Annotated in this window: 14 protein-coding genes and 2 pseudogenes; 7 read left to right on the plus strand and 9 right to left on the minus strand. The window is 34.2% G+C overall.

Going from position 1 to position 21091, the window contains the following annotated elements; all coding sequences use genetic code 11:
* Positions 1 to 24 precede the first annotated feature (24 nt).
* A pseudogene (locus MHH45_RS27650) lies at positions 25 to 731 on the minus strand (IS6 family transposase).
* Between the two features lie 149 nt (positions 732 to 880).
* Positions 881 to 1459, minus strand: a complete 579-nt coding sequence (locus MHH45_RS27655; protein ID WP_016131672.1) for a PadR family transcriptional regulator — start codon at positions 1457 to 1459, stop codon at positions 881 to 883.
* Between the two features lie 124 nt (positions 1460 to 1583).
* Here MHH45_RS27655 and MHH45_RS27660 point away from each other — a divergent pair, with 124 nt between their 5' ends.
* Both MHH45_RS27660 and MHH45_RS27665 read left to right on the plus strand, forming a co-directional pair.
* Entirely contained in the window at positions 1584 to 2084 is a 501-nt protein-coding gene (locus tag MHH45_RS27660; RefSeq protein ID WP_016131671.1) for a phenolic acid decarboxylase, read from the plus strand.
* Positions 2085 to 2446: 362 nt separating this feature from the next.
* A complete protein-coding gene (locus MHH45_RS27665; protein ID WP_170927975.1) occupies positions 2447 to 4150 on the plus strand; it encodes an amidohydrolase in 1704 nt (567 codons plus the stop codon).
* A 192-nt stretch (positions 4151 to 4342) separates the two neighbouring features.
* On the opposite strand, the gene MHH45_RS27670 is transcribed toward MHH45_RS27665, so the two are convergent.
* On the minus strand, positions 4343 to 4846 hold the full coding sequence (locus MHH45_RS27670; RefSeq protein WP_077295644.1) for a GNAT family N-acetyltransferase: 504 nt from the start codon (positions 4844 to 4846) through the stop codon (positions 4343 to 4345).
* Between the two features lie 502 nt (positions 4847 to 5348).
* On the opposite strand from MHH45_RS27670, the gene MHH45_RS27675 reads away from it, so the two are divergent.
* Positions 5349 to 6779 carry an IS4 family transposase gene (locus MHH45_RS27675; protein WP_051124587.1) on the plus strand — a complete coding sequence of 477 codons (1431 nt, stop codon included), beginning with the start codon at positions 5349 to 5351 and terminating at the stop codon, positions 6777 to 6779.
* A 381-nt stretch (positions 6780 to 7160) separates the two neighbouring features.
* Here MHH45_RS27675 and MHH45_RS27680 read toward each other — a convergent pair whose 3' ends face one another.
* From MHH45_RS27680 to MHH45_RS27695, 4 genes are all read right to left on the minus strand, one after another.
* Positions 7161 to 7820, minus strand: coding sequence for a serine/threonine protein kinase (locus MHH45_RS27680; protein ID WP_340863750.1), 660 nt, complete (start codon positions 7818 to 7820; stop codon positions 7161 to 7163).
* Positions 7821 to 7892: 72 nt separating this feature from the next.
* On the minus strand, positions 7893 to 8504 hold the full coding sequence (locus tag MHH45_RS27685) for a recombinase family protein (RefSeq protein ID WP_016131761.1): 612 nt from the start codon (positions 8502 to 8504) through the stop codon (positions 7893 to 7895).
* Positions 8505 to 8854: 350 nt separating this feature from the next.
* Positions 8855 to 10393, minus strand: coding sequence for a thiol-activated cytolysin family protein (locus MHH45_RS27690; RefSeq protein WP_340863752.1), 1539 nt, complete (start codon positions 10391 to 10393; stop codon positions 8855 to 8857).
* A gap of 1875 nt (positions 10394 to 12268) precedes the next feature.
* Positions 12269 to 12814, minus strand: coding sequence for a DUF3967 domain-containing protein (locus MHH45_RS27695; protein WP_088094661.1), 546 nt, complete (start codon positions 12812 to 12814; stop codon positions 12269 to 12271).
* Between the two features lie 1329 nt (positions 12815 to 14143).
* On the opposite strand from MHH45_RS27695, the gene MHH45_RS27700 reads away from it, so the two are divergent.
* A complete protein-coding gene (locus tag MHH45_RS27700; protein ID WP_088094660.1) occupies positions 14144 to 14851 on the plus strand; it encodes an IS6 family transposase in 708 nt (235 codons plus the stop codon).
* Positions 14852 to 14965: 114 nt separating this feature from the next.
* Here the strand turns inward: MHH45_RS27700 and MHH45_RS27705 are convergent, their stop codons facing one another.
* Complete coding sequence (locus MHH45_RS27705) at positions 14966 to 16363, minus strand: M60 family metallopeptidase (protein WP_077295691.1); 1398 nt, start codon at positions 16361 to 16363, stop codon at positions 14966 to 14968.
* 669 nt (positions 16364 to 17032) lie between these two features.
* Positions 17033 to 17785, minus strand: coding sequence for a hypothetical protein (locus MHH45_RS27710; RefSeq protein ID WP_249922746.1), 753 nt, complete (start codon positions 17783 to 17785; stop codon positions 17033 to 17035).
* Between the two features lie 148 nt (positions 17786 to 17933).
* Here MHH45_RS27710 and MHH45_RS28170 point away from each other — a divergent pair.
* The 3 genes and pseudogenes from MHH45_RS28170 to MHH45_RS27720 form a co-directional block, all read left to right on the plus strand.
* Positions 17934 to 18008: pseudogene (locus tag MHH45_RS28170) on the plus strand (RNA chaperone Hfq); the annotation flags it as partial.
* Between the two features lie 943 nt (positions 18009 to 18951).
* Positions 18952 to 19548 carry a recombinase family protein gene (locus tag MHH45_RS27715; protein ID WP_170927978.1) on the plus strand — a complete coding sequence of 199 codons (597 nt, stop codon included), beginning with the start codon at positions 18952 to 18954 and terminating at the stop codon, positions 19546 to 19548.
* Positions 19549 to 20288: 740 nt separating this feature from the next.
* Positions 20289 to 20831 carry a stress protein gene (locus MHH45_RS27720; RefSeq protein WP_077295681.1) on the plus strand — a complete coding sequence of 181 codons (543 nt, stop codon included), beginning with the start codon at positions 20289 to 20291 and terminating at the stop codon, positions 20829 to 20831.
* The last annotated feature ends 260 nt before the right edge of the window (positions 20832 to 21091 follow it).

The raw sequence follows: 21091 nt of genomic DNA on the forward strand, positions 1-21091 counted from the left end.
ATAGATTCCTAACGGAATCGTATCTTATGCTGTAAGTCCAAACAATTGATGGATGAATTCTTTCTGATTTTGGACAGACTGGTCCCGTAAATCAACCTGTTCCTTTTTAATCATATGTATGGCTTCTGCTCCAGAAAGAATGAATGTAGCTGTGGCAAAACATTTGAACCCTAGCATAGAACGAATTCGCTTCTTTATAAAGCGATGATCTTGTTCTACTATGTTATTCAAGTACTTTTGTTGTCTAAGTCGCATACCACCAGGTATACTTTTTTCTTTTTTCAACTGTTCAATTTCTATAGGATAAGTTGGATTTTTATCGACTGTTATAACACGAGGTTTTGAAACATGAAAAGACTGCAAGGCCTTCTTGAAAAAGCGTTTTGCAGCCTTCTGGTCTCTTGTTTTGCTTAGGTAAAAATCAATTGTATTTCCTTTCGAATCAACAGCACGATACAGGTACATCCATTGGCCTTTTACTTTGATATATGTTTCATCGACTCTCCAGGAGTCATTTGTTTGTTTAAGGTGACGTCGGATTCGTTTGTCCAATTCAGACCGTACTGATGAACCCAACGCATAATCGCTGTATGGGAAATGGATAAGCCCCGTTCCTCCATCATTTCCACTAAATCACGAAAACTGAGGCTGTATCGTAGGTACCATCTTACCGTTAACAAAATAATATCAGGCTGATAATGCTTCCATTTGAATACATTTTCCTTTTCCATACCAATCACGCACCTTCTTTAGATTAGTAGTATCAGTATGTCCAAGATTTGTAGATTTATTGCAATTGTCCTGAAATTTTTGCACTAAAACCAAGTTTTTGCACCAGAACCAGAAAATGTATCAGTTAAATTGAATTAACCGATAAATCCTATTTAAAAGGATTATCGGCTTTTTTGTTTTTTATAATATCTAAACTTTTATTTAACCAACAAATGTAATTTTCTTCGCGTGAAATGGCTTTTGTCAGAACAAAGTAGTGACCTAATTCTTCAGTATCTAAATATAGAGGATTCTTCTCCACTCCAAAATGAAAAGAGAACTGTTCTTTTAGAAAAAATAATTTTTCGGTTCTGAGTTTTAATTGGTTATTAAATAACACTGGAATTTCTTCCGTAGGGATATCTTTTAAAAAATATAACCGTAATGCGAAGATATCCTTTTCGGTTTCCACATTTTCATCTAGTTCCAGCAACCAATTCTGAAGTTCTTCTTTTCCTTTTGTTGTAAGTCTGTACATTTTTTTCTCAAGTTTGACTCCTGCCATTTCTATATATTGAGAAATCGAATCTTCGTCTAATAATTTTTTTAACTCAACATAGATTTGGCTATGCTTTGCACTCCAGAACTGTCCAATCGCTTTTTTAAATTCGGATGTAATATCATATCCACTCATATCTTCTTTACTTAATAACCCTAAAATTGCATATTTTAGTATTCTACGGCTCACACCATAACCTCCGTTTATAATATCTTGACATAATTATACCACAGGCGTATATTAAACCTTGTAATATTAAACATGTAATTAATTACATGTTTAATATTGAATAATTTTTAAGGAGTGAACTATTATGAAAGAACTTAACCAATTTTTAGGAAGCCATTTCATTTATACTTATGAAAATGGTTGGGAATATGAATTTTATATAAAAAATGAGGATACTGTTGACTATCGTATTCATAGTGGGATGGTTGGAGGTCGCTGGGTTCGTGACCAAAAAGCTGATATTGTAAAAATCGCTGATGGAGTCTATAAAGTTTCATGGACTGAGCCTACTGGCACTGACGTTTCCCTAAATTTCATGCCAAATGACAAAAGGATACATGGAGTCATCTTCTTCCCTAAATGGGTACATGAACATCCAGAAATTACAGTTTGTTACCAAAATGACTTTATTAATGTAATGGAAGAATCCCGTTTAAAATATGAGACTTATCCTAAATATGTTGTCCCTGAGTTCGCTGATATCACTTTTTTCAAAAATGAAGGAATCAATAATGAAAAAGTTATATCTCAAGATCCTTATGAAGGTATGACTAATGATATCCGTTCAGGAAAATTAACTTTTTAATTTGATATGGTATTTTTGGAAGTCAATCAACTAAAAATTAACCAGAAGACAGTCCTTATAAGGACTGCTTCTGGTTTAATGAATAGATTGATTATTTAAAAAATGCAAGAATATGAAGGAATACACTTAACTAACATATTTCGAAGAAAACTTACATCATTAGATTACAGGTTATGTAAATTATTAAATGTTAATTTATTGACTGTTCAACTCAATCTTAATAAAAAGAGTACTTCAAGGAATTATTGATAATTTAAGTATTTGTATATTGAGGTTTATAAAAATAATTAAATAACAAAGAATTGGGGGTTCATACATTGAGAAAGTTGATTGTTCTTTTAATTAGTCTGACTGTGGTTTGTATGCTAGCAGGATTTGTACCGGTAAATAAACAACAGGAACACATCAGAGAGATAGCTGACACCATTTTTATAAATGGGAAGGTCTATACGGTAGAAACAAACCAACCGTGGGCAGAAGTAGTTGCGATTGCGAAGGGAAAAATCATATATGTTGGTGATACACACGGTGTGAAGAAATATGAGGGAAAGAACACAAAAGTTATTGATTTAAAAGGGAAAATGTTACTTCCAGGTTTTGTCGATAGCCATCTTCATGCTTCGGAAACAGTTAATTCTCTTTATTCTGTTAACTTAATAAGTGGTAGAACAATTGAAGAATATATCCAAATGGTAGAAAAATATGCAAAAGAACATAGTGGCGTAAGCGTTATACATGGTGCTGGCTGGAGTAATACTCTTTTTCCAACAACAGGCCCAACAAAAGAATCTTTAGATGCTGTTGTAAAGGATATTCCTGTTGCTTTAATTTCAGAGGATTATCATTCGATTTGGGTAAATTCTAAAGCACTTGAAATAGCAGGGATTACAAAAGATACGCCAAACCCGGAGGGAGGAGTAATTGAACGTGATGAAAAGGGTGAGCCGTCTGGTACGCTTCGTGATACAGCAACGAATCTTGTATTAGACAAATTACCAAAGTTTAATACTGAACAATATAAAGAAGCTTTAGCAGTTTTCCAGGAGTTGGCGGCAAGTAATGGATACACACAAGTGAATGATGTTGTTGTCCCGCAACAGGATACTGTTATTGAGGCTTTAACAATGCTTGAAAAGGAACAAGCATTATCTGTTCGACATAACCTTTCATTAGCTGTTCAGCCAAGTGAAGGTGAAAGTCGTATTCCGTATTTAAAGGAACAGCGTGCAAAGTTACAAGGTCCACTGGTGAAAATGAATACTGTTAAATTATTTATGGATGGTGTGCTTGAAGGAGGGACAGCCTTTTTGCATGAACCATACAACAATAAAACAAATTATTATGGTGTTCCTGTGTGGGAGAAGAAATCATATGCACATCTGATTCAGACTTTAGATCAAGAAAAGTTTCAAATTCACGTTCATTCTGTAGGGGATGCCGCAACAACAGAAACATTAGATGCCTTTGCATCTGCTCAACAGCAGAACGGAAAACGTGATAGTCGTCATAAGATTACACACTTACAATTAGTTGAAGAAAGTGATTTCAAACGTTTTAAAGACTTGGGAATCATTGGAGTACCGCAACCAACATGGTTTCTCAAGAATGGAGCATACTTTTCACAAGCTGTTGATTTGTTAGGAGAAGAGCGTGCAAATAAACAATATCCTATGCAAAGCTTTATAAAAGAAGGCATAGCGATGGCGTCTGCCAGTGATTACCCAATTACACATGGAAAATATTTTTCCCCATTAGCTGGCATTCAAATGGGAATAACTCGTACAGATTTACAAGATACAAATCCAGAACATACAAATCCAGAACATGTTCTAAATCCAAAAGAAAAAGTAAGCTTAGAGGATATGATTAAGAGTTATACAATAAATGGAGCATATGCAAACTTTTTAGAAAAAGAAACCGGATCTATTAAAGTTGGAAAGAAAGCAGACTTTGTTGTACTAGATAAAAATTTATTTGAAATTCCAGAACAAGATATTCATAAAACAAAACTTTTACTTACTCTTTTGGAAGGGAAAGAAACGTATCGTCATCCAGATTTCCAATAAATCTAAGAGAGAAGTAATTGGGGTATAAATAATAAAAACCTAGGCCACGATTACTTGTTTTTTCAAGAAATAGGTAGCTTAGGTTTTTATTTTAGGGGGTATTTTTTTTTATTAGGTTGATAGCGATGTGGATTCTCCCCTAAACTAATGACCTTTTCTCCTTTTCCATAGTTTCGAATTAGGTCGGGATCTCTAAAAATCGTGTACGTTCCAAACAATCTCACCGCGCTCGTCCCACGTACTGTGATGTCGATTAAATCCTATTTTTTCCAGAACTCGAAGGGACGCAACATTCCAAGCGCCCACAGTCGACCAAAGTCTGTGACGCCCGGTAGCAATCGCAGCGTCCAGCACAACGGATGCTGCCTCGGTCGCATATCCTTTACCATGAACACTGCGGAACAACTCGTATGCGATCTCAGGCTCTTCAAGGGTGGAACGGCCGATAATCAAGCCACAGTATCCGATGAAATCGCCTTCGTCTCGCCTACGGATAGTGAGAAGAGAAATGCCATTTTCAGCCGCTTTCTTGCGCATCTCAATAAGATAGCTACGAACGGAGTCAAGGGTTGGCATGTCCACACCACGTTCGCCAATTAATTTTCTCAACCAGGCTGAATCGGATTCCTCCCACATACTCAGGTCAAGTCGTTCAGTTTTCAGATGGAACGCCATAGGTTTAAATAAAGCTGTCATAGTGGAAACCTCCTAATTATGTCACTGCACTCATAATAGCTTCGCAGCTCATCACCACATCAGGTTGGAAACCTGGTTGATTCGCGAATCTATTTTCCAAATCTCGAGAGAGTTTATAGCTACTGTATACAAAAAATTAGCTTTATTTTATGCATAAGCAATTTCCCTACAAAATAGACCTTTTTATCAAACTCTTTTACTAATTATCAATCTTTATTATAAATTATCAAACTTTATTTTAAATCTACATTGCCGTCAAGTTAAGCTCATGCAACATCGATTATAGGAAAGGGTATTTCTTTTTTATAACGCCCCCTAACAAAAAAAATTATACAGTTCACCTCGGGAGGTCAATTCTCTCGTTTTGGGGTATTTGCTTTTCTTAGCTTGATGGTGATGGGGTAGCACCACACATCCATCAACTTAAGGATTTAGACTATTCTTGAAGTTAAAAGCACGTTACTATTCTCTTATGTTAATGAGAAAGGGTGACATGCTTTTTATGAATATGCATCAAAAACAAGAGTTGTCTTTATTTGCCGAAGAGTTATATCGCTATATGTCTCCTGCTACACTTAATCAATTAGCTATAGAAGCAGGCGGAATGAAACGAAAACGTAAGTGCCATGGGCACCATTTTTTATCTTTGTGTGTATGGTTAAATCAACAAATCGCTACTACCTCTCTTACTCAACTTTGTAGTCAATTAGAAACTTCAACAGGAATTTTATTAAGTCCTGAGGGACTTAATCGGCGATTTAACTCGGCTTCTGTAGCCTTCTTTCGAACTGTATTTACTACACTTCTACAAGCTAAAATTGGGGGATTATCTAAGATTTCTCATGCTCTTTCTACTTACTTTGAGCGTATTCTTATCCTTGATTCTACAACATTTCAAGTGCCGGATCGATTTGCATCTACTTATCCTGGTGCCGGAGGATGTAGTCATAAAGCTGGTGTAAAAATTCAACTGGAGTATGACTTGTTGAGTGGAGAATTTTCTGATGTGAAAATTGAACCAGGAAAACGAAGTGATCAAGCGTATGGTGCGACTCGAACAGGTATGGCACAAAAGAATGAACTATATATTCGTGACTTAGGATATTTTCGTTTACAAGACTTTAAGTCTATTCAAGATAAGCAAGGATATTATTTATCACGTCTTAAGTTACCAACTAAGATATATAGAAAGGAATTCGAAACAGTCATATTTAAAACAAAACCCGCTCAACTGAGGCCGGTATATATACAAATTCATTTGGAAGACATTATGAACCAATTACAACCTGGCCAAGTGTATGAATTACATGATGTATATGTAGGGAGCAAAGACAAACTACCTACTCGCATTGTGGTTTATAAATGTACGGAGGAGCAAAAACAAAAACGCCTACGTGATCGAGCTATTCGTGAAAAGAAAAAAGGAATTACATATACAGAGCGTACGAAACTTTTACAAGGAATTACGGTATATATGACAAACATTCCTACGGAATGGGTACCAAAAGAGAAAATCTATGATTTATATTCACTACGTTGGCAAATTGAACTGTTATTTAAAATATGGAAATCCTGGTTTCAAATTCATCGTTGTAAATCTATTAAACAAGAGCGATTAGAATGTCATCTTTATGGACAACTCATTAGTATCCTATTATGTTCTTCTACAATGTTTAAGATGAGAGAACTCCTATTACGTAAGAAACAGAAAGAGCTAAGTGAATATAAAGCGATGTACATAATTAAAGATTATTTTTCACTTTTTCACCAAGCATTACACAAAAACACCCAAGAGCTATCAAAGGTTCTCCTTCGTCTGTTTAACCTCCTACAGCGCAACGGACGAAAATCTCATCGATACGAGAAAAAGACAGTCTTTGACATTTTGGGTGTTGTGTATGAGTATACCACTTCTACTCATCAGGTAGCATAGTAAAAAAATTCAAACCCGTCAGGGTTTATTTGATATGCCTACTTTTATAACATCTATAAACGATAATAAAATATTACGTGAAAAGACCCCATTTTGTATAAAAATATACCTTAAGTTGATGGATGTGGGGTAGCACCACATCACCATCAAGCTAAGATTTTGAAGTACCTCCTAAACGAAAATTTTGTGTCTTTTATAGCAACGAAGTTCATTTTTTTCGTTTTGGGGGTAACCTGTTCTGTTAAGTTGATGGATGTGTGGCGGTACCCCTTCATGAAGTTATAAAATTAGGACCGTACATATTAGACATATCTAAAATGTACGGTCCTTTTGTTTACTAGTGGTTCACTTATCTAACCTAAAGATAAGTATGTGGTCCTTTTACAATTTGAATTTCTTTTTAAGCTTCTTATATTTTCTATATGAACGTCTAACAATGTTTAACATGAAATACGGTATTTTAACAGGGAAAGGCAATTTATAAATGAAAGGCAAGTAAAATGTAAAATATGCCTTTTCTAGGTCTCTCCACTTACTATCTTCTTTTGTTTTTAAGAAATCAGATACATCGACTACATATCCCCTTCCGTTTTCCATCATCACATTTTTCCCGTGAACATCACAAGGAGTTAATCCTTGTTCCCTTGCATACTCTAAAGCTTCATTGATATCAAGGATTACCTGCTTAGGAATTTTAATCCCCTTATGAATAGCATCGTATAAGGTAATTTCTTTTAAACGTTTCAATACTATGAAATTTTCTCCTTTATATATAAGCTTCGAATAAGAAGGATGATTTCCGATTCTTCGGTATACTTCTGACTCTTTTTCAATTCCTTCTCCTTCTCGCGCGTAAACTTTCACTACCCAATCTTTGTATTCTTTGTGCATAAATACTGCGGCATAATTACCTGTCCCTAAACACTTCCAAAGTCTAGGAATATCTTTAACTACTACAGGCTCGAATTCATCCTCACTTCTTATGCTTACCTCTTTTAATAATTTGTCCTTTATCAATCCCACAAAACTATTTATACTCATCATTTCCACTCCGGTTTTGTTAAAAGGGGTCCCATCCACATTTTAAAATGAATATGTCAAAACATATACAATTTAATTTTCCTCATACTGTTTGGCAAGTTTATAAAATGAGGAACGTTTGATGCCATACTTTTTCATAGCTCCTACGGCTGTAATTGAACCGGATTTCCATTCTTTGTAAGCATCCATAAATTCTTCTGTTATTTCGACAGGCGGACGTCCTAAACGTTTACCTTGCTTCCTAGCAAGAGCAATTCCTTCAGCTTGACGTTGTTTAATATCAATGCGCTCTTTTTCTGCAAAGGCAGATAATATTGTCAGTGTTGCTTTTTGAATTGCGCTCTGAATAACATCATTTGTACTTTCTCCAGTGTAATTGACGTTAATGTATGGTTCCTTTATAAATTGTAAATTTACTTTATGTTTTTCGTAATATCTAAATTCTTCTAATGTATCATTCATGTTTCTTCCAAGTCTTGTCAAAGAGTCAAACACAATGGTATCTCCTGTACGAACAAGACGTTTTAGCATTTGATAATTCTCTCGCTCCATATTTTTTCCAGATTCTTTATCTATGAAAATATCTCGTTCTTCTATCCCTAAATCCTTCATATTCTGAATTTGCCGTTCTTCGTTTTGATCTTTACTCGAAACTCGTACATATCCAAATATTTTATATTTCATATGCTACACCTCATTGATAATTATAACAACTATGTCTGTAAAGGTATATAGAATAAACAGATATCTGTAAAGTTTAAAATAGACATTTATAGACGTGAGTTTTTATATGATTCTATGTATCTGTAAAGGTATACTTTTACAGACGAGTTAAAGGGCTCACTTAAGACTACATACAAGAAATCTAAAACGTACATTTTTAGGGAAGTTTCCAGCAAAAAAACAGCGAAAATTGATTAATATCCGATCATTCAGAAAATACTTATTTTTGAGAGGTGATAGCTACAATGATTATATAGAGAAGTATGATATATTTGAAAAAGCGCCCTGTTTACAGGGCGCTTCACTTTTACCTAATGACTAATATTAGCACTTGGGTATAATGTTGTTCCTCCAACTGAAACTTTAATTTCATTTGTTAATGGAACATTTTGTTCATTAATAATTGTTCTCCACCATTCCCATGCAAGACCTGTACATTCTCTTGCTACGACTTTTACATTTTTTGAATTCGGCGGAAGTGGTATGACTGTATTGAAATGAGCAGTTCTGTCTCTGCCGTTTCCTTCCCAAGTTTTATGGGTTAGTACTTCTTTACCATTTTTATCATATGAGAATTCATCCCAAGATACATCAAATTGAGCAACATATCCACCAGTATGATCAAGCGTCATTTTAGCACTAGAATATTCTGTAGTTGTAGTCTCAATATAATCTGTATTGTTATGAACAGCAGCAGTTGCGTTATCTTTTAAGAAAGTGCTTGTATATGAAATTGGGTATGCTGGATTTTTAGAACTTAATTCTGCATTATCTTTAATGATATTTCGGATTTCATTAAAATCTTTTGTAACAACCTTGTTATGCTCTTTTGCATCTCCGCCTAATACTACAGCGGTAAAGGTACTGTCTTCAAAAATATCTTTGTACTGTCCACTCGCTTCAACGCTTTGATTCTTAATTAAGGCTTTAAAAGCAGCTTGTACATCTTTACTCTTAGATGATGTTTCTAATTTCACATAAACTGTTCTACCATAAGCAACATTTGATACCATAACAGGCGGAGCCGCCTTACTTACCCCTTTACGAGTTAACTCGTCAAACGTAACACTATTATCAAAAAGGTCTGATGGATTGTTAGGTAGTTCTGCACTTACGGTATAAAAGATTTGCTTATATGCCGCAACCATCACTTTTTTCTCTCCATTTGCAACAGCATTAAAGTCAATGTTCAGTGCATTGTCAAGATATTTAGCGTTAACATTAAGAGCACTTGCTATTTGAGATTTACTATACACCATAGATTCTGTATACTGCATTCTTGCAGGTAACGTATGTGTTTTTGAATACTTTTGATTCCAAGTAGATACTAATTCATCTACTGCACCAGACACATTACCATATGTAGGATTTTTGACAGTAATTGTATTGTCTTTTCTCATGCCAGGTAAGTCTATACTAATATTCAAAGGTTTTCTCTGAGCTACTAACAAACTAGGTTGATTATCTGCAAAAGCTTTATTTGCAAGTTGTACTGCTCCTGGATATGTACGATTAGCCACAGAATCAATAATCGAAATATCGACTGGTGAAGTTGTAAGTGATTTTTTCTCACGTTCAACTACTACAAATTTACCATTTGAATTTGTACTTTCTTTTGGAACAAAACTCTCTACTTTATCACCATTTACTGCTAAAACCTCTTGATTATTATACTTAAGATTTGCTATACCAGTATCAATGTTACTAGCTTTTTTTGTTGCACCAGCTGAATTACCTGTTTTTGTTTCCGCAAAGGAAATAGATGAATAACTAATAGTGCTTAAACTAACTAATAAACATGCTAATAATTTGATTCCTTTAACACTTTTTTTAATTTTCAAAAAATTCATTCCCTTCTTTTTTTCGTATTAAGGTATGATAATTGTTTATAAATAATTGCTGAACAATGAACTTACATTACTGCTTTTAAAAGCTCTTGTACGAATGGAAGTAATCCACCGATAAATTTTAAAACTGCCATTGCGATTGCCATATGATTTCCTCCTCTCATCTGGACCTTAATTCATCTTCGCTATACAGATCATTTGTATAAATAATTGTGCTGAATAACGAACTTACATTACTGCTTTTAAAAGTTCTTGTACGAGTGGAAAGATCCCACCGATAAATTTTAAAACTGCCGTTGCGATTGCCATATGATTTCACCTCCTCTCATCTGGACCTTGATTCATCTTCGCTATACAGATCATTTGTATAAATAATTGCTGAATAACGAACTTACATTACTGCTTTTAAAAGCTCTTGTACGAATGGAAGTAATCCACCGATAAATTTTAAAACTGCCATTGCGATTGCCATATGATTTCCTCCTCTCATCTGGACCTTAATTCATCTTCGCTATACAGATCATTTGTATAAATAATTGTGCTGAATAACGAACTTACATTACTGCTTTTAAAAGTTCTTGTACGAGTGGAAAGATCCCACCGATAAATTTTAAAACTGCCGTTGCGATTGCCATATGATTTCACCTCCTCTCATCTGGACCTTGATTCATCTTCGCTATACAGATCATTTGTATAAATAATTGCTGAATAACGAACTTACATTACTGCTTTTAAAAGCTCTTGTACGAATGGAAGTAATCCACCGATAAATTTTAAAACTGCCATTGCGATTGCCATATGATTTCCTCCTCTCATCTGGACCTTAATTCATCTTCGCTATACAGATCATTTGTATAAATAATTGTGCTGAATAACGAACTTACATTACTGCTTTTAAAAGTTCTTGTACGAGTGGAAAGATCCCACCGATAAATTTTAAAACTGCCGTTGCGATTGCCATATGATTTCACCTCCTCTCATCTGGACCTTGATTCATCTTCGCTATACAGATCATTTGTATAAATAATTGCTGAATAACGAACTTACATTACTGCTTTTAAAAGTTCCTGTACGAGTGGAAGGATCCCACCGATAAATTTTAAAGCTGCCATTGCGATTGCCATATGATTTCACCTCCTTTTGTTGTTGCTACGATGTGATTTATATTATAGTAAGTGCTTATGTTTTATCAATACATCCTCATATGCAATATTGCATATGAGGATGTAGCAGGTTCCCTTTCTTTGTATTGTTAATAAGGGGTACGGCAACGATTCTTTACTTTTGGAGCCACTCAAGAAAAATGTACTTTATAATCCTATTATTAATGCAACTGTAGCTCTTCTTTTTTTGTTTTTCATGATATTTACCTCGTATAATTTCTAAAAATACTAAGCGCTTTTAAAAAGTAGTATACTGTCTATTGCTGTCGAAAAAAGAGAAAACGAAAAAATTTGTAACATCATGAAAAATTGCATAATTTAATGTCGATAATCAGTTATTCTAGAAAAAATTTCTGTTTATAATGAATTTTTCTTTTAGGGTGTTTTTGCCTATCCCCTCGAAAAGGGGGAATAAGAAAAACGTATTGTGAAAAATCCTTATCAATAAAGATTTTGGGGTGCTTTTTAAAATATGCATTTCAAAATATATACAATTGCATTGACATGTTTCAAACATTATTAAGTTGTATTTTTGAAATGAAATAGTCTAGATTTTCAGCATTGTCATAAAGTGTACTTTTTGAAATAACATATAAATTTATAATGAATCAATCTTATTCCCCCTTTTCGGTGATTTGGGAAAAATTACCTCACTAGTACAAAAATCTGTATAGAATTCTGTATAAAAAAGCCCTGCATATAAGCAAGGCTTTTTCTATTTCCAAAATTGCCACCACTTTTTTTGTTGGGTGGCTGCAAGCAATTTTTTAGTCTCCTGGTTTTCACGGATCATAGCCATTAGGTTTTGATCACGTTCATCAATTTTTTGAAAATCCTGTTGTTGTTTTTGCTGTTCAGTTAACCATTCCTTTAAATTTTCTTCATGTTTTTTAAGCAGTTCAGATACTCTTTCAGCAACAATTCTATCCAATTCCTGAATAGCTACAACTACTTCTCCTACTTGGATCTGTTCAGGTTGTTGTTTAGTTATTTGGATAGGTTCAATGTCTATATATTCAGGTAATCCTTCTTTACTGAGGAGCTTAATAATTTGTTTTGTTTGGAGGTTTCTTTTATTTCTCATTTTAGCTATAAATTGAAAAACAGGTATACATTCTTGATGAATTAAATACTTGTTCTTTTCACCTTGTTGGAAATTTAAAAAACTACCGTAGGTTTGACAGTTTCGTTTTATAGTCATAGCTGATACTTTTATTTCCTTGGCTACTTCTTCAGCTGATAACCAGTCTTTTTGTTGCACTGTTCAGATCACCATCCTTCTAAACATCTAAACATCTGAACATCTGAACAGAAAAACAAGGGTTTCCTTGTTTTTCTGTTCAGATGGATATTTAGATAATATACAAATAGTTTAACACCTGAACATCTAAACGCAATATATAAAAGAATTACTAGAAAGTAAAATAGAAGGATAGATCTTAAGTCATGCACAGAATGTTAGTATCATGGGGACTATGGGAATATCTAACTTCTTATAATAGGACATTATGTAAACTCTCTACGAATACAATATTCATTATAAGATATAAAAGCAAAAACAAAAAAAGGGAGAATCTAGTAGTGAAAAAAAACTTTGAAAACGCACATCGTTTCTGTTCTCATAATAGAAATGCTTTAGAAACAGATACTATATGGGGTAGCATCAGGATTTTGCGGATTTACAACGTCAAGGTAGAAATCCCTGTATCAATAGGGTTTACTCTATTGACACTTAACTGATTTTGCTTCAAATAAGGTTTGCGACTGTCTCGTATGACTTGTCTTAAAATCCTTATCGTTGTTAAGTTATTCATTTTTAATACTATAAACAACTTAACGTTGTAAATCCGCATTTTCGGGATGCTACCCCTTAATGGCGGTGGGCGGGCTTTAAAACCCTAAACCTGAAAAAGCTAAAAGTTCCGCAAGGAACAGGTAGTATTTTTTGTTTTTTACTGCTCCACTTCGTTACTGCAGTAAAAAACAATCCTTGCCAAACTTTTTTCGGCTCGATTCGCTTTTTTCGCCAAGCCGAAGGACAAAAAGAAAAGCAATTGTTCTCGACTTGGACTAGCAATTATACGAGCCGAACCGCTTAGATCATTCGTTCAAAAATAGTTCTTACTCAAAATTTTGATACGTTTAGTACGTGGGGTTTCGTCCCCACACGACGAGCCAGCACTCCAAACAAAAAGCAAGGAAACCCCTAAATTCGGTTAATTTGTTTTTTATTATAAATACGGTATGTAGAATTTTACATTTATTCTTATGAAAAATAAAATAAAATACCTACAGATTTAACCAAAATCACTTATAACGCTCTATCTTCTTCTTTATAAGCGCTTAGCTTTATTTAATATAATTGCATTAATTTGCCCCCTATCTCGTCATACAAACGAATCTGAACACCCGCTTTTTTCCTAAACGCAAAATTTGAGTGATTATTTTATTCAACTTTAGATTTTGGCTCTCCAAATCATTTAAACATTGCTTTTCTTGGTTCTGGTGCAAAAACTTCAGGGGAATTGCAAATAATCTCTAAATCTTGGACATACTGATACTATTACTCTAAAAAAGGTGTGTGATCGGTATGAAAAAGGAAAATTTCTTCAAATGGAAGCACTATCAACCTGATATTATCTTATTAACGGTAAGATGGTACCTACGGTACAACCTAAGTTTTCGTGATTTGGTGGAAATGATGGAGGAACGAGGTTTGTCTATTGCTCACACCACCATTATGCGTTGGGTGCATCAATATGGACCTGAATTAGATGAAAGAGTACGACGTCATCTTAAGACAACAAATGATTCCTGGAGAGTCGATGAAACGTATGTGAAAGTAAAAGGTCAATGGATGTATTTATATCGCGCAGTCGATTCAGAAGGAAATACCATTGATTTTTATCTCAGTGAATCAAGAGATAAACAAGCAGCCAAGCGCTTTTTCAAGAAAGCCTTGGCTGCTTCTCATATTTGTAAACCTCGCGTTATAACAGTAGACAAGAACCCAGCCTATCCTGTAGCAATTCAAGAATTAAAAGAAGAGAAACGTATGCCTGATGGCATACAAATAAGGCAAGTTAAATATCTCAATAATATAGTGGAACAGGATCACCGTTTCATTAAGAAACGTGTGCGTTCTATGTTAGGATTCAAGTCATATGAAACAGCCACTTCTATATTGAGTGGCGTTGAAACCATGCATATGATGAAAAAAGGACAACTTCACCCACAGGTGAAGTCTGCCCAAAATGAAGTTAGGTTCATACATAAATTGTTTGGAATTGCATCATAATCTGCCATTGAACAGTCTATGTAGGTTTCTATGTCTCTATCAAATGATTTTTGCACCAGAACCATTTGGATTGTCATCGATTGCATTACTAGCTAGATCACACACTTGCTTTCATTATTTTCTTGGACCATACGCGGCAATTGGTTTAACAGGTTTCGCATCCGTCGCTTCCCATATAGGGGCAGTTAATGTTGGATAGTTCAATGCTTCCACTTTTTTTCTCGTTTCTTGTGATGCTTTCAGTCCCCATTGATCAAAAAATGGAAGTACATTTTGTTTCGCTACTTTCGATGTATTGAAAATAAATGCTTGTATTTCATCTTCATCAGTTTCTGGAAGTTTATCCTTTGGTAACTCTCGATATAGTTTGTGAAGGTTCGGATAAAAATCTTCCCCATATGCTAAATGAAGTTGCCAAAACATAACAAGTTTCACAAACAAGTCATCAATATTTTTATACTCTTTATCTGTTTGTTTTAAGTATTTAGAGGCTCTATCGTAATCCCCCTCTTTTTCTAAACGTGTTGGTTGATTCGGGAATAATTGTTTTTGTGCAGCTAAAGAATATATATTAACAGTGACTTCAGTCATTCCATTCGAAGCCCACGTCCAAGGGTATTGTTGCCTTGTGTGTCCTGCTTCATGCATTTGTCCCCATCCAAATTCATTTACATTTAAAGCACTTTTAATTGCGTCATAAGCAGTAGTAAATACGACTCCATCCCGACCTGCATACATGTACATGCCCGGTGGGTTGTTAGGGTTCTCTACAAAAGCCCAAAGACGGCGAGTTGAACGATGTAACGGATTAGAACTTGTTTCAGAAAGTCCCGATATTTTATCTTGCGCTCGAATCATTTCATCGTATTTTTCTAATAGGGGAACAGGATCTTGATCCACAATATATTTCTTGGCACTATCACGAGTAACAGTAAGTACTGCTTTCTTTGACTTTAATTGAACAGCATGCGCATCTGGATACTTGTCCATCATAGCAATCCAGTCCTCTTTCGTATGCTTCCCTAATTCAAAGAATGGAACAGGGCACCCGCCTTGTGTTACTTTCACCTTAACAGTTCCTTTCCCTTCAGAGTTATCAAACCCTAATAAACCACCGTTTGGAGAGGAGATGGTGTTAGAACCAGGAGAAAGACGAAATGCTTTTCCCCCTTCTTTATCATATTCATTTGTCCCAATAGTTGCTCCAAGCTTTTCTAATCCTGATAGTCCCGATACTTCAATTGTGACTTGCTCATTCGGTTTTACATAAATTCCTGTTGGCACATAGTTTCGTTGCTCACTTCTTCTTTCTCTTGCTGCTTCACCCATATAATGTCCTGTACTTGGAAGTTCAAACTTTCTCTCTTCATATTGTGCCTGGGTTTGTGTAGTTTCAGCATAAATGTTCAAATTATTTACAGTCATAGATGTAAATAATGTCGTTGTCAAAACAGCAGATGTCATAAGTACTTTCATTGGTTTTTGTAATCTATGATTCTTTCTTCTACTCATATAAATCAGTCCTTTCATTTAAATCCATTCTAACGTTCATACGAAACGTCGATTTCCTCACTAGCCCTTTGTATCCTTTTATTACGTTAATACAATAAAAATTCTTCTTACTATGGCTACTTCTTAAATTTACTTATCCCCCCTCTCTTATTTCATACAAGTCAAAATTATACCTATATATAATTTTGAAAGGGAGCATCTGACCGCGTATAGAAACGGTCATGACTTTTCCCACCACATCAATATGAGAAAGCAAGTGCAGATCATGTTGTATTCTGCATAGTAGGTATGTCGAAGAATTGAAATGGATATATATGGCTGTTACTTCCATTAAAACATTATAGACTTTGAGTATAAACCTCTAATCTAGCATATAGTAATTCTAAGTTAATACCATTACCTAATACGCAAATATGTAAAATTTCATATTTTATATTCAGTATATGGGTCTCGCCACATCACTATCAAGCTAAGGTTATGAAGTACCCCGTAAATGAAAATCTTTATCTATCTACAATTATTTATAACAATTTAGCTCATTTTTTTAGTTTTGGGTAACAACGAATTTCTTAAGTTGATGGGCATGTGGCGGGACCCCATGATCTATTTTATTTTATCTGTTTGTGGATTTTCAATTGTCTTTTATGGGAGTTTTTCTACCTTTGTTTGTTATTCTGTATAACTCACATTTGTAATACGATCCGTTGCCGCAACTGTCATTCGTAACTGTTTGTTACCTTGCTTGTAAATGTAAATTGACGTTCCATCTATTCCAGACTGTACATCTACTGGTAATGGTAGCAATGAATCATATTTCATAAAGTTCGTTCCGATCACTAATTGATTAGCTACATCCTGGGATAATTGTCTGTTGTTCACTTCTTCCAATTGTTCTTTTTGTTGTTGCTCTATCTTTTGTTCATTTTCCCATTCTTGTTTTACGTGGTCACAAGTTATCTGTGCTTCTGGACTACCACAATATTTCGGTTCGGATTCTTGTTTCGCCGCTTCTTCCTTCGCTTTCACCTGAGCCGTTTTGTTGTCTTCGGTTGTCTGCGCCTCTTGTGTAGTTTCAACGGCTGGCGTTTTTACTTCCTCCACTTGATCTTTTTCCTGTTGTTCTGCTTGCTTTTCGTCTTTCGACATAACGACTTTGTTAGATTGATCCGTTGTTTTATTACCACACTCTTTTTCCATCTTACCTAGATAATGGTATTTCATAGTTTCATCAGTACCGACCGTGACCCAGTGCTCATATTTTTCTTTAGCTTCGATACATTCCGGGCTCTCAGCGTCTTTTTTTACTGATCCGCCTATAAACGGTATATCTACTTTAAGTCCAGACATGACAGCGGCCCCAGTCCCAAGTAAAAATCCAGCTACTAAAATTCCGGCCGTGCATATGATTACTTTTCCGAACATTTTCACGCTTGTTTTCCTCTCTAATGTTGTTACTTAACCTTTTCAATTATCTACCATATTTCAACCTCCTGCAAATTTGTTGAACGCTATCCGCCAAAACTGGCGAATGCCTATTACGCTCAATTTTGCACCTATTTTGGGTACGGAAACGATTCTGGGTATGATGGTTCGTGGTAAACAGCAACTCGTTTACAAACAAGCAGTTTCAACCATTACTACATAATACATATGAGAATGATTCGAGCATTTCTTAACATTTTCTCAACATTACATTATACATATATATGATATTATGATAATAAGTAATTCTCTTTATCTTACTTCTATATATTTGTTGTTTCCTGTTGCAGAATCCTTATCATAAGGATTCTATTTTTTGTTCCAAAAGGTATGAAAATAATTTTAGGTTTATACCGAAAACAAAACACACCTTTTGGTACACATTAGCTATAAGAATTTAATGATTAATTTTACAAATTATAAAAAGTCATGAACTTAGTTTTACTTTCTATTATATACAAATAGTTAGGGGGCAATATCATAGGATAAAGATTGTTCCAAATATTCACCCGGAACTTTCTGATAAGTTAAAAAATCTAACAACAAAACGTTTAAAATATGCTAAAATACAATTACATTTGAAAAAGAGTAGTGGGTTCAAGTTGTTATTTACATGAACTCCAAAGAAAAAAGCCAAATTCTGTATAGATTTGGCTTTTTTCTTTTTACGCATTTGTAGCTAAAAATAGCATGGTCTTTAAATCCTTGTTAGGGGCAAGAATTTAAAGAAGAGTTTAGCTTAATTATGATTTTACATAAATTGCATATTATAGTAAATTGATATTATTTGTACTAAATATTGTAAAAATACAGGAATTTAATCCTTATATTATTTATGCGCAAAGTCATAATTAGTGAGTTTTACAAATGAACCGTCCTAAAAAGCGAGCGAGCGTTTACAAAGGTATACCATTACAGATATATAGAAAACTATAAAAACCACGTCTATAAATGTCTACTTCCTGATTTACAGATGTCTGTTTACTTTCCACTCGCAAGATTATGAAAAAAATATAATTCTAACAATAACCTTGTTCATAACTTAAAAGTTTTGAATACAGCTTCGGGATGTGATAAAATCAATACATTGACCTACATCAAAACTTATGGTCAAAAGTGAACGTGGAAAAGGTGATATTTTGGTTAAATATGGATATGGTAGGGTGAGCACATTAAACCAGGATTTGGAATCTCAAATTCAAATGTTAGAAAAAGAAGGTTGCGAGAAAATTTATTCTGAAAAATTTACAGGTACAAAATTTGATCGGCCAAAATTTCAAGAACTACTTTCTGTACTAGAAAATGGCGACACACTTGTTGTAACAAAATTAGATCGTTTTGCACGTTCGGCTGAAAATGCAATCCAAACGATTAAAATGTTATTTGAGAAAGGGGTTAAGGTTCATGTCATTAATATGGGAGTAGTGGAAGATACGCCAACTGGTAGATTGATGTTTAATATCATGAGTGCATTCGCTGAATTTGAAAGAGATATGATTGTAGAACGTACACAAGAAGGAAAAGCGATTGCTAAGTTGAATCCTAATTTTAAAGAGGGACGACCGAAGAAATATAATAAAGAGCAAATAGAACATGCTCTTGGTTTGTTAAAAACTGAATCTTATAGGAAAGTGGAAAGAATGACAGGAATTAGTGTAAGTACCTTGCAACGTGAAAAAAGAAATCGTTTAAAAACTGAGTGAATAAAAAATGGATGGTACTATTATAAATGTTCATTTTGAAGAACTGAAGAAAAAGGCATAGGTGAGTTAGAAGAAACAGAGTATGTTATTAAATAAAACCATATTTCTTATATATATTCAAAAAACACGATACCCTCAGGTGCATTTTAAGGCATTTAATTATAATTTTGTGTATTAAGCCCTTTTAAAATTGCAAATTTCGTTCAACTAAAAAAGTCGATTATCCTTTAGCGTACGAAATTCGCGAAATGTTGGTGCTACCCCATCGCCATCAACTTAAGGAGAATGAGATACCCAAAAACGAAAAAATTAGCATTTCCAGGTGAAAATGTACAATTTTTTGTTTTGGGGAACAATTAATTTCTTAAATTGATAGGCATGGGGTAAATCAACGTTAACAGATCAAATTTTGATCAAACAGTTTTATAAACCAACAAATCTACTTTCATCCATATTCTTCTCATATATTTGCACCAGAACCCAAGATAATAAAATAAGCAAAAATTTTTCATCTATTAACAAAATATTCAGTTATTGTTTTTTTATTCCTATAAATGTATATTCGCCTTGAATTTAGTTTCAAATATACATAAATTTCATTATTTCTGTATGTTTATTATTTTTTAACTATTAACAATTTAATGCCTTTTCAATTAAATCGTTTGCCTCTCCTGTATAAGAAATATATACTTTGAAGTGTAAGGGTTAATACCTTATAAAAATATAAAGGAGGTTTTTTTATGAAAAAAACAAAAAAGTTGGCGAACATTGCTTTAGCTGTAGCTATCGGTTTAGGAGGATTAGGAGTCTTTGCACCAACAGATGCAAGTGCGGCTGAGATCTCTCCTTCTACAACAAATGTTCCTACTAATCTATCTACTGAATTACCTAGTAATTTTGTAGAGTCTAAGTTGCCAAAAGAAGCGAAAGCTAGTGCAAATTTAAATGTAAGTATAGATGTATTAGGTATCGCTAATATGATTAAGGATGCCATCAATGCTCAAACTAATCGTTCAGGATTTGTAAAAGGCGTAATGGAATCAACATTTTATGCTGCTGGTCAACGCTATAATGTTATGGTTTTTAATTTAAACCAAAACTATGATGATCGCTTTAACGGTGTTAAATTCTTCGGAACAACAGTATATGATGGAATCACTTTTGGAATTTGGGTATTTGAAGATGGGGAATTTACAAATCAAGGTGATGGTGGATGGATTAACTGGGCATTTAGAGGTTGGTTCGATCGTAATGGTAACCATGTTAAATTTCATCGTGCATAAAAATAAACCACAAAATCAGCCAATTTTGCGGTTCATTAAATAAAAAGTGTTATTAAACCTAGAAGAGTATACTCTAAACTCAACTCCTAGTAAAAATAGTATAGATGATATTTATTAAAAAGAAAAGCACTCCGAGGAGTGTTTTTCTTTTTTTGATTAAAAATATATGCTCACACCAATGATTTGCACATCAATTCATCTTTGATATACAGAACATTTGTGTAAGCAAACTTTAAGGGGTCACCATACATGTCCATCAA

The organism is Bacillus sp. FSL K6-0042 (assembly GCF_038006685.1).
GTDB lineage: Bacteria > Bacillota > Bacilli > Bacillales > Bacillaceae_G > Bacillus_A > Bacillus_A pseudomycoides.

Bases quoted from the DNA above. Each gene is read 5' to 3' on its own strand.
- MHH45_RS27660 (WP_016131671.1), top strand. From the start codon at position 1,584: ATGAAAGAACTTAACCAATTTTTAGGAAGCCATTTCATTTATACTTAT.
- MHH45_RS27665 (WP_170927975.1), top strand. From the start codon at position 2,447: ATGCTAGCAGGATTTGTACCGGTAAATAAACAACAGGAACACATCAGA.
- MHH45_RS27670 (WP_077295644.1), bottom strand. From the start codon at position 4,846: ATGACAGCTTTATTTAAACCTATGGCGTTCCATCTGAAAACTGAACGA.
- MHH45_RS27675 (WP_051124587.1), top strand. From the start codon at position 5,349: ATGAATATGCATCAAAAACAAGAGTTGTCTTTATTTGCCGAAGAGTTA.
- MHH45_RS27680 (WP_340863750.1), bottom strand. From the start codon at position 7,820: ATGAGTATAAATAGTTTTGTGGGATTGATAAAGGACAAATTATTAAAA.
- MHH45_RS27685 (WP_016131761.1), bottom strand. From the start codon at position 8,504: ATGAAATATAAAATATTTGGATATGTACGAGTTTCGAGTAAAGATCAA.
- MHH45_RS27690 (WP_340863752.1), bottom strand. From the start codon at position 10,393: ATGAATTTTTTGAAAATTAAAAAAAGTGTTAAAGGAATCAAATTATTA.
- MHH45_RS27700 (WP_088094660.1), top strand. From the start codon at position 14,144: ATGAAAAAGGAAAATTTCTTCAAATGGAAGCACTATCAACCTGATATT.
- MHH45_RS27705 (WP_077295691.1), bottom strand. From the start codon at position 16,363: ATGAGTAGAAGAAAGAATCATAGATTACAAAAACCAATGAAAGTACTT.
- MHH45_RS27710 (WP_249922746.1), bottom strand. From the start codon at position 17,785: ATGTTCGGAAAAGTAATCATATGCACGGCCGGAATTTTAGTAGCTGGA.
- MHH45_RS27715 (WP_170927978.1), top strand. From the start codon at position 18,952: ATGGTCAAAAGTGAACGTGGAAAAGGTGATATTTTGGTTAAATATGGA.
- MHH45_RS27720 (WP_077295681.1), top strand. From the start codon at position 20,289: ATGAAAAAAACAAAAAAGTTGGCGAACATTGCTTTAGCTGTAGCTATC.